The following is a 7,535-nucleotide window of genomic DNA, read 5'->3' as shown; positions in this document are numbered from 1 at the left end:
GGCGATATTGCCGCCTGCCGCTGTTTTGAGCAGGTTGTAGCTGATATTGGCCGCATCGATATTGGGCAGCACCAGCAGATTGGCGTTACCGACCAGCGGGCTCTCGGGCATGATGCTGGCGCGCTGCTTCTGGTCAATGGCCACATCACCGTGCATTTCGCCATCCACTTCCAGCCAGGGGGCCTGGATGCGCAGCAGCTCCAGGGTCTGGCGCATCTTGACGGCGCTGGGCTGGTTGCTGGAGCCAAAGTTCGAGTGCGACAGCAGCGCGGCCTTGGGCTTGATGCCAAAGCGCATCATCTCCTCAGCCGCCATGATCGTGATCTCGGCGAGCTGCTCGGCCGTCGGGTCGTAGTTCACATGGGTGTCGACCAGGAAGACCTGGCGCTCGGGCAGCAGCAGGCCGTTCATGCAGGCGTAGGTGGCGGTGCCGGCACGCTTGCCGATCACCTGGTCGATGTAGTGCAGGTGGATGGCGGTGTTGTTCCAGGTGCCGCAGATCAGGCCATCGACCTCGCCCTTGTGCAGCAGCATGCAGCCGATCAGGGTCAGGCGGCGGCGCATTTCGATCTTGGCGATCGGCACCGTCACGCCCTTGCGCTCGGCCATGCGGTGGTAGGACTGCCAGAAATCGCGGTAGCGGTCGTCATGCTCGACGTTCACCACATCGTAGTCCGTGCCTTCCTTCAGGCGCAGGCCAAACTTCTCGATGCGCTGGGCAATGATGGCGGGGCGGCCGATCAGAGTGGGGCGCGCCACGCGTTCGTCCACCACAATCTGGGCCGCACGCAGGATGCGCTCTTCCTCGCCCTCGGCATAGGCAATGCGCTTTTTCGCTGCGCGCTTGGCCGCCATGAAGATGGGCTTCATCGCCGTGCCGGAGGCGTAGACAAAAGTCTGCAAGTGCTCACGGTAGGCATCCATGTCCTGGATCGGGCGCTCGGCCACGCCGCATTCCGCTGCCGCCTGCGCCACGGCTGGCGCAATCTTCATCATCAGGCGCGGGTCAAACGGCTTGGGGATCAGGTACTCGGGGCCAAACGACAAATCCTGGCCGGCATAGGCATTGGCGACCTCTTCGGTCTGCTCGGCCTGGGCCAGGTCGGCAATCGCGTGCACCGTGGCGATTTCCATCTCGGTGGTGATGGTCGTTGCGCCGCAATCGAGTGCACCCCGGAAGATGTAGGGGAAGCACAGCACGTTGTTGACCTGGTTCGGGTAGTCCGAACGGCCGGTCGCCATGATGATGTCGTCACGCACCGCCTTGGCGTCTTCCGGCGAGATCTCGGGGTTGGGATTGGCCAGCGCAAAGATGATGGGGCGCACCGCCATGCGCTGCACCATATCGGGCTTGAGCACACCGCCCGCCGACAGACCCAGGAACACATCGGCGCCGTCAATCACCTGCGACAAGGTACGCTTGTCGGTTTCTTGCGCGAAAAGCTCCTTATCTTCGTCCATCAGCTCGGTACGGCCCTTGTAGACCACGCCAACGATGTCGGTAACCATCACGTTTTCGCGCTTCAGGCCAATCTCCAGCAGCAGGTTCAGGCAGGCCAGCGCTGCCGCGCCCGCACCCGAGGCCACCAGCTTCACTTCTTCAATCTTCTTGCCTGCGACCTTGAGCGCATTGACCATGGCCGCGGCCACGGTGATGGCGGTGCCATGTTGGTCGTCATGGAAGACCGGGATCTTCATGCGCTTGCGCAGCTCGCGCTCCACATAGAAGCATTCGGGCGCCTTGATGTCTTCCAGGTTGATGGCGCCAAACGTCGGCTCCAGTGCGGCGATCACTTCCACCAGCTTCTGGGGGTCTTTTTCGTTGATTTCGATGTCAAAAACATCGACACCGGCAAACTTCTTGAACAGAACGCCCTTGCCTTCCATCACCGGCTTGGAAGCCAGCGCGCCGATGTCGCCCAGGCCCAGCACAGCGGTGCCGTTGGAGATGACGGCCACCAGGTTGCCCCGGCTGGTGTACTTGAAAGCAGCAGCCGGGTCCTTGACGATCTCTTCGCAGGGTGCGGCAACGCCGGGCGAATAGGCCAGCGCCAGGTCATGCTGGTTGGCCATGGGCTTGGTGGCAGCAATCGCCACCTTGCCGGGGCGGGGAAACTGGTGGTACTCCAGTGCGGACTGGCGCAGCAGTGCGCGCTTGTCCAAAGCAGCGGGGGTTGAATTCTTCTCAGTCATGGCGGTCTCCGGCATCACGCAGCGTTCACTACGAAAAACAGCTGGAACATGCTGCCTTCTGCATGCATGTCCCAACCGTGTGTCCAAGGCCCTGAACGGCTTCCCAATCGCCGGCAGCGACGGATCGTATACAAGGCACGCTCCATTCTAGGCGCAGGCTAAAAATCAAGTATTCCAGTCGCCGACTAGAACTATGAAAATGATTTATAGCTTTTTCCAGTTAGCGCATAGATTGCGTAAAGCCTGCACCCTCTCGCAGAAGCCAAGGTCTACAATGGCAAACGTTTGCGCTTTATAGGCTTTGCAAGGCCTCATTTGTCATGGATTTAATGCTGCTGGTCGTTCTCATCCTGGGCGTGAGCTTTGTGCTCCGCACCAAGGCCCAAAAGCAGCGCATCGCCTTGTTGGCCCAATATTTGCGTAATTACGACATCGAGAAGCTGATGGAGCGCCTGGTCAGCAGCTATATGCGTGCGCTGGACGAGAAGGACAGCAGTCGCCAGCAGCAAATCTGGGAGCTGCAGGCCTCGGTGGAAAACAGCCTGGCCAGCCAATTCAGCAGCTTTGCCGACACCCTGGCCAAGGCCCCTGAGCCCGCCAATGGCGCCACCTTCAAGATCAGCACCCAGGCCTTCTACTTTCCGTTCTCGCACCTGCTGGAAAAGGCAATGGGCAACCGCCATTCCTTTGACCTGCGCACTGCCATCCGCCTGCATGCCGACGGCATTGCCCGCGTGGTCGCCAACACCGCCGGCCGCAGCCCCAAGGACCGCGCCTTCACCTTGCTGGCAGAGATGTATTTGATGCAGCACACCTGCCACTGGTACTGCAAATCCAAACCCGTCGCGTCCGCGCGCATGCAGTTGCGCAACCAGACCACCTATGAGCAGGTCATTCAGAGCGTGTCGCCCGAGACGCGCAATGCCTATCTGGCGCTGCTGGGCGAGCGCTGATGTCCGCCATTGGCTGACACCTGGGCGCAGCGCCAGCGGCGACAATCAGCGGATTGACACCACCAACCCAGGGAAAGCCCATGCCAGCCATTCCAACCCGCCTTGCCGCCCTGGCAGCCGTTGTTGCCACCACCAGCCTGCTCAGCGCCTGTGACGAGCGTCCCGGACCGATGAAGCCCATCTCCGGCACCGTAGCGGCATCGCGCCAGCCCCTGCCTGACAAGCCACTGTTCAACGCGCCCATTGTGGACACGCACTCGGTGCTGCCCCACGCCAAGGCCGACAAACACGATCCACTGCCCCCGGCTGTGCCGCTGGCCTCTGCCGACGACCCCAAGACCTCCAACGGCGGCACGACGGCTGAAGGCGGCAGTGTGAACCCCTCTGCCGGCATGGGCGCCGTCATCACCGACAGCAAGGGCGCGCAGCACGAAGCGGATGGCAAGCCCTAAGGCACAACCAGCTGTTCACGGGGGACGGCCGCCACATGGCCCATCAGGCACCATCCTTGCTAGCTAGCTGTTCATGACCTCAGACACCCACATGCCCGCGCTGATCCTGGAGGCCCGGCCTCTGACGGCGCACAACTTCTCGGCCTTTGGCACCGTTATTGGCCTGGCCGACCCGAGCCTGCCCAGCCAGCCCATCAACCAGGGCAACGCGCTGCGCTATGACCTGCTGCCCGATCTGCAGCTGACGGCACAAGGCGGCTGGCCCATGCTGGCGCTGTTCCGTGCGCAGGCGAGGCAGTTTCCGCTCATGGTGACCGAGGTGGAATGCCATGCGCTGGGCAGCCAGAGCTTTGTGCCACTGGGCACGCAGCGCTTTGTTGTGGTGGTGGCCGCTGCCGGCCCGGCCCCCAAGGCTGCGGATCTGCAGGCCTTTGTGACCGATGGCCGCCAGGGCATCGTGCTGGCACCCGGCACCTGGCACCATGCCCTGCTGGCCGTCGAGGGCGGTGATTTTGCCGTCATCGAGCGGCGCGCCGATGCGCTGGACTGCCGCTGCGAAGCAATCAGCGAGCCGCTGCAGGTCCGCCTGCCCGCGGACCTGGTCTAAGAACCTGCTCTAAAGCTCAAGCAGCGGCCGCCGCCAGCTGCTGCGCAATGGCAATCAAGCTGCGGTCCGTGCCTGCCGGGCCCAGCAGCGAGATACCCAAGGGCGCACCATTGCGGCTGGCCAGCGGCAGCGATATCTGCGGAAAGCCGGACAACCCGGCCAGGCACAGCATCTGCACCGCCTGGTTGCGGTAGACCTCCAGCGATGTCTCGTCGGCCGTGCGCAGCGGCGCAATATCGGGCATGGTCGGCATCACCAGCACGCCATCGCTGCCCAGCACATCGGCCAGATGCTGGCGGAAACGTGCACGGAACTGCTCGGCCTCCTCTACCTGCGCATCCGTCACCTTGCTCGACCAGTCAAAGCGCTCCTTCACACCCGGGCCCAGCACGGGCGCATAGCGGCTGATGAAGGCGCCATCGGTCATCCAGGCCTCGCGGCCCTGGATGTAGCGAAAGCTCCAGTACATCGCATCGAAAGAATCGAGCACCGCCGTGCAGTCCTGCGCGCGGCCCAGCAGCTGCGTGATCTGCTGCAGCGCGCCATCCCAGGCCGGGCGCACCGCGCTGTCCACCAGGCCCCAGACATCGCCGGGCATCAGCAAACGCGGGCGCGCAGGCAGCGGTGTGGTGTCGGGCGCCATCAGCACATCGGCCACGCGGGCAAAGGTCAGGGCATCGCGGGCAAACCAGCCGCAAGTGTCAAAGCTGTGGCACAGCGCCAGTGCCGATTCCAGGTTCACCCGGCCATGGGTGGGCCGTATGCCATACAGGCCGCAGTGGCTGGCAGGCGCACGCACCGAGCCGCCCGTGTCCGTGCCCAGCGCAAAATCGCAGAGCCGGCTCGACACCGCCGAGGCCGAGCCTGACGACGAACCACCGGTGATGCGCTCGGGCGCATTGCCATTGATCGGCGCGCCAAAGTGGGCGTTGTTGCCGTTCATCGAGAAGGCCAACTCATCGGTCACTGTCTTGCCAGCCAGCGCCGCGCCCGCATCCAGCAGCTTTTGCACCGTGGGCGCCGTCTGCGCCTTGATGCCGGACAGGGCCAGCAGCAGCGGGTTGCCGCCACCAGTCGGGTAGCCGGCAATGTCGAACAGGTCCTTCACCCCAAAGTACAGGCCGCTGAGCGGGCCGGTGCCCGCATGGCGCACAGGCACATCGGGGTAGGGAACAAAGGCATGGGCAGGGTCGTGCAAGGGCATGGTGGAGTCAGTCCTGGGCAAAAAGATGGAAATGCAGCGGCCTACGCGGCGGCCAGCACGTTGGGGGCATAGGCCGCCGCCGTTGCAGTGTGCACGCAGCGCGCCATATGGCCAGGCGCCAGCGTGACCGGCTCCGGCACCGCTTGCAGGCACGCGGCTGTGGCCAGCTTGCAGCGCGGTGCAAAGGCGCAGCCCGGCGGGATGGCGGTCAGATCGGGCGGCGCGCCGGCAATGGTCTGCAGCGGCTGGCCGCGCTCCATCGCGCCGTGCGAACGGCTTTGCAGCAAGGCCATGGTGTAGGGGTGGCGCGGGCTGCGGATCAGCTGCTCGGCCGTGCCCTCTTCGACAATCCGGCCGGCATACATCACCGCAATGCGGTCGGCCACTTCCACCGCTGCACCAATATCGTGGGTCACAAACACAATGCCTAGGCCCAGCTCACGCTGCAGCTCGCGCAGCAGCAGCAGGATCTGGATCTGCACCGTCGCATCCAGCGCGGTGGTGGGCTCGTCGGCCAGCAGCACCTGGGGGTTGCAGGCCAGGGCCAGCGCAATCATCGCCCGCTGGCGCATGCCGCCCGACATCTCATGCGGGTAGGCCTTGAGGCGCTGCTCGGGGCTGGGAATGCGCACCCGCTCAAACAGCGCCAGCGCACGCTGCTGCGCCTCGCTCTGGCTCACGCGCTCGTGCCGGCGTATGGCTTCCACAATCTGCGCGCCCACCGGGTAGACCGGGTCCAGCGCCAGCAAGGGGTCCTGAAAAATCATCGCGCAGGTCTTGCCGCGAAAGTCGTTGAGCGCGCCGCCGCGCAGCGCCAGCACATCCTGGCCCGCGACCTCGATCTGGCCCTTCATCGTGGTCTTGCGCTCAGGGTGCAGGCGCAGCAGGCTGCGCAGGGTCACGCTCTTGCCCGATCCGGATTCGCCAATCAGCGCAACCGCTTCGCCCTTGGCGACCGACAGGCTCACGCCGCTGACGGCCTGGACCACTTTCTTGCCGCTGGCAAACTGCACATTCAGGTCCTGGATCCGGACCAGGGGAGGAGAGGCTGTGTTCATCGTGGTGCTCCGGGTTCAGACGGCCAGCGCAGCAGCGGCGGCCAGGGGGTGGCCGCTGCCGGGCTCATGCACCAGGCAGCGCGCGGCATGGTGCAGCTGCACCGTGGTGACGGCCGGCACGGCCTGGGCACAGACCGGCGCCGCCTGCGGGCAGCGCGGGTGAAAGCGGCAACCGGTGGGCGGGTTGATGGGGTTGGGCGGGTCGCCTGCCAGTGGTGCCACCAGGGTGCGGTGGCTCGGGTCCATCGACGGCACCGACGACAGCAAGGCCTTGGTATAGGGGTGGGCCGGCGCGGCAAACAGCGCATCCGAGGGGCCGATCTCGGCCACCTGGCCCAGGTACATCACCATCACCCGGTCGCTGATGTAGTGCACCACGCCCAGGTCATGGCTGATGAAAACATAGGTCAGGCCGAACTCGCGTTTCAGGTCGGCCAGCAGGTTCAGCACCTGGGCCTCCACCGATTTGTCGAGTGCCGAGACCGCCTCGTCCAGGATCACCATGCGCGGCTGCAACGCCAGCGCGCGGGCAATGTTGATGCGCTGGCGCTGACCGCCCGAGAGCTCATGCGGGTAGCGCTCGGCAAAGCGGGCCGGCGCCAGGCCGACCCGGTCCATCAGGTGGTGGGCGCGGGCAACCGCCTCCTTGCGCGATACGCCATGCACCTGCGGGCCAAAGGCGATCGAGTCCTCGATCGTCAGGCGCGGGTTGAGCGAGGCATAGCTGTCCTGGAACACCATCTGCACCTGGCGGCGAAACTCCTTGAGGCTCAGGTCGCGCGAGCCCACCGTGCGGCCATCGAACACCAGCTCGCCGGCCGTCGGGTCCATCAGGTGCATCAACAGCCGCGCGGTGGTCGATTTGCCGCAACCGGACTCGCCGACCACGCCCAGGGTCTCGCCCTTGAGCACTTCGAAATCCACGCCATCGACCGCGCGCACCAGCTTGCCTTGCTTGAGCGGGAAATGCTTGGTCAGGCCGCGCACCGTCAGCAGCGGCTGGGCGGGGCCCCCCACATCGGCGGCCAGCGCGGCGGCCGGGGCTAAAGAAGAATGCTGGAGCATGGC

At 64.9% G+C, this 7,535-nt stretch carries 7 protein-coding genes; 3 read left to right on the top strand and 4 right to left on the bottom strand.

All coding sequences use genetic code 11. From position 1 onward, the window contains the following. Positions 1-2,193 (bottom strand): NADP-dependent malic enzyme (locus LPW39_RS09975; protein ID WP_230774141.1); only part of this gene is annotated, 2,193 nt, incomplete at its 3' end. Between the two features lie 320 nt (positions 2,194-2,513). On the opposite strand from LPW39_RS09975, the gene LPW39_RS09970 reads away from it, so the two are divergent. From LPW39_RS09970 to LPW39_RS09960, 3 genes are all read left to right on the top strand, one after another. Then, positions 2,514-3,146 carry a hypothetical protein gene (locus tag LPW39_RS09970; protein WP_230774139.1) on the top strand — a complete coding sequence of 211 codons (633 nt, stop codon included), beginning with the start codon at positions 2,514-2,516 and terminating at the stop codon, positions 3,144-3,146. 80 nt (positions 3,147-3,226) lie between these two features. Next, positions 3,227-3,598 (top strand): hypothetical protein, encoded by a 372-nt coding sequence (locus LPW39_RS09965; RefSeq protein WP_230774138.1) that lies wholly within the window; start codon positions 3,227-3,229, stop codon positions 3,596-3,598. 73 nt (positions 3,599-3,671) lie between these two features. Further along, complete coding sequence (locus tag LPW39_RS09960; protein ID WP_230774137.1) at positions 3,672-4,205, top strand: ureidoglycolate lyase; 534 nt, start codon at positions 3,672-3,674, stop codon at positions 4,203-4,205. Positions 4,206-4,221: 16 nt separating this feature from the next. On the opposite strand, the gene LPW39_RS09955 is transcribed toward LPW39_RS09960, so the two are convergent. Genes LPW39_RS09955 through LPW39_RS09945 form a run of 3 tightly spaced genes read right to left on the bottom strand, consistent with a single transcriptional unit; the run spans position 4,222 to position 7,532 of the window. After that, positions 4,222-5,409 carry an amidase gene (locus LPW39_RS09955; protein WP_230774135.1) on the bottom strand — a complete coding sequence of 396 codons (1,188 nt, stop codon included), beginning with the start codon at positions 5,407-5,409 and terminating at the stop codon, positions 4,222-4,224. Between the two features lie 41 nt (positions 5,410-5,450). Continuing rightward, positions 5,451-6,467 (bottom strand): ABC transporter ATP-binding protein, encoded by a 1,017-nt coding sequence (locus LPW39_RS09950; RefSeq protein WP_230774134.1) that lies wholly within the window; start codon positions 6,465-6,467, stop codon positions 5,451-5,453. Positions 6,468-6,482: 15 nt separating this feature from the next. Continuing rightward, on the bottom strand, positions 6,483-7,532 hold the full coding sequence (locus tag LPW39_RS09945; protein WP_230774133.1) for an ABC transporter ATP-binding protein: 1,050 nt from the start codon (positions 7,530-7,532) through the stop codon (positions 6,483-6,485). Between the last annotated feature and the right edge of the window lie 3 nt (positions 7,533-7,535).

Origin of the sequence: Comamonas koreensis (genome assembly GCF_021026195.1) — a bacterium.
In the GTDB taxonomy this organism is placed as follows: domain Bacteria; phylum Pseudomonadota; class Gammaproteobacteria; order Burkholderiales; family Burkholderiaceae_C; genus Comamonas; species Comamonas koreensis.
Note: the sequence above shows the minus strand (reverse complement) of the source record. Positions and strands in the feature narration are given on the sequence as shown.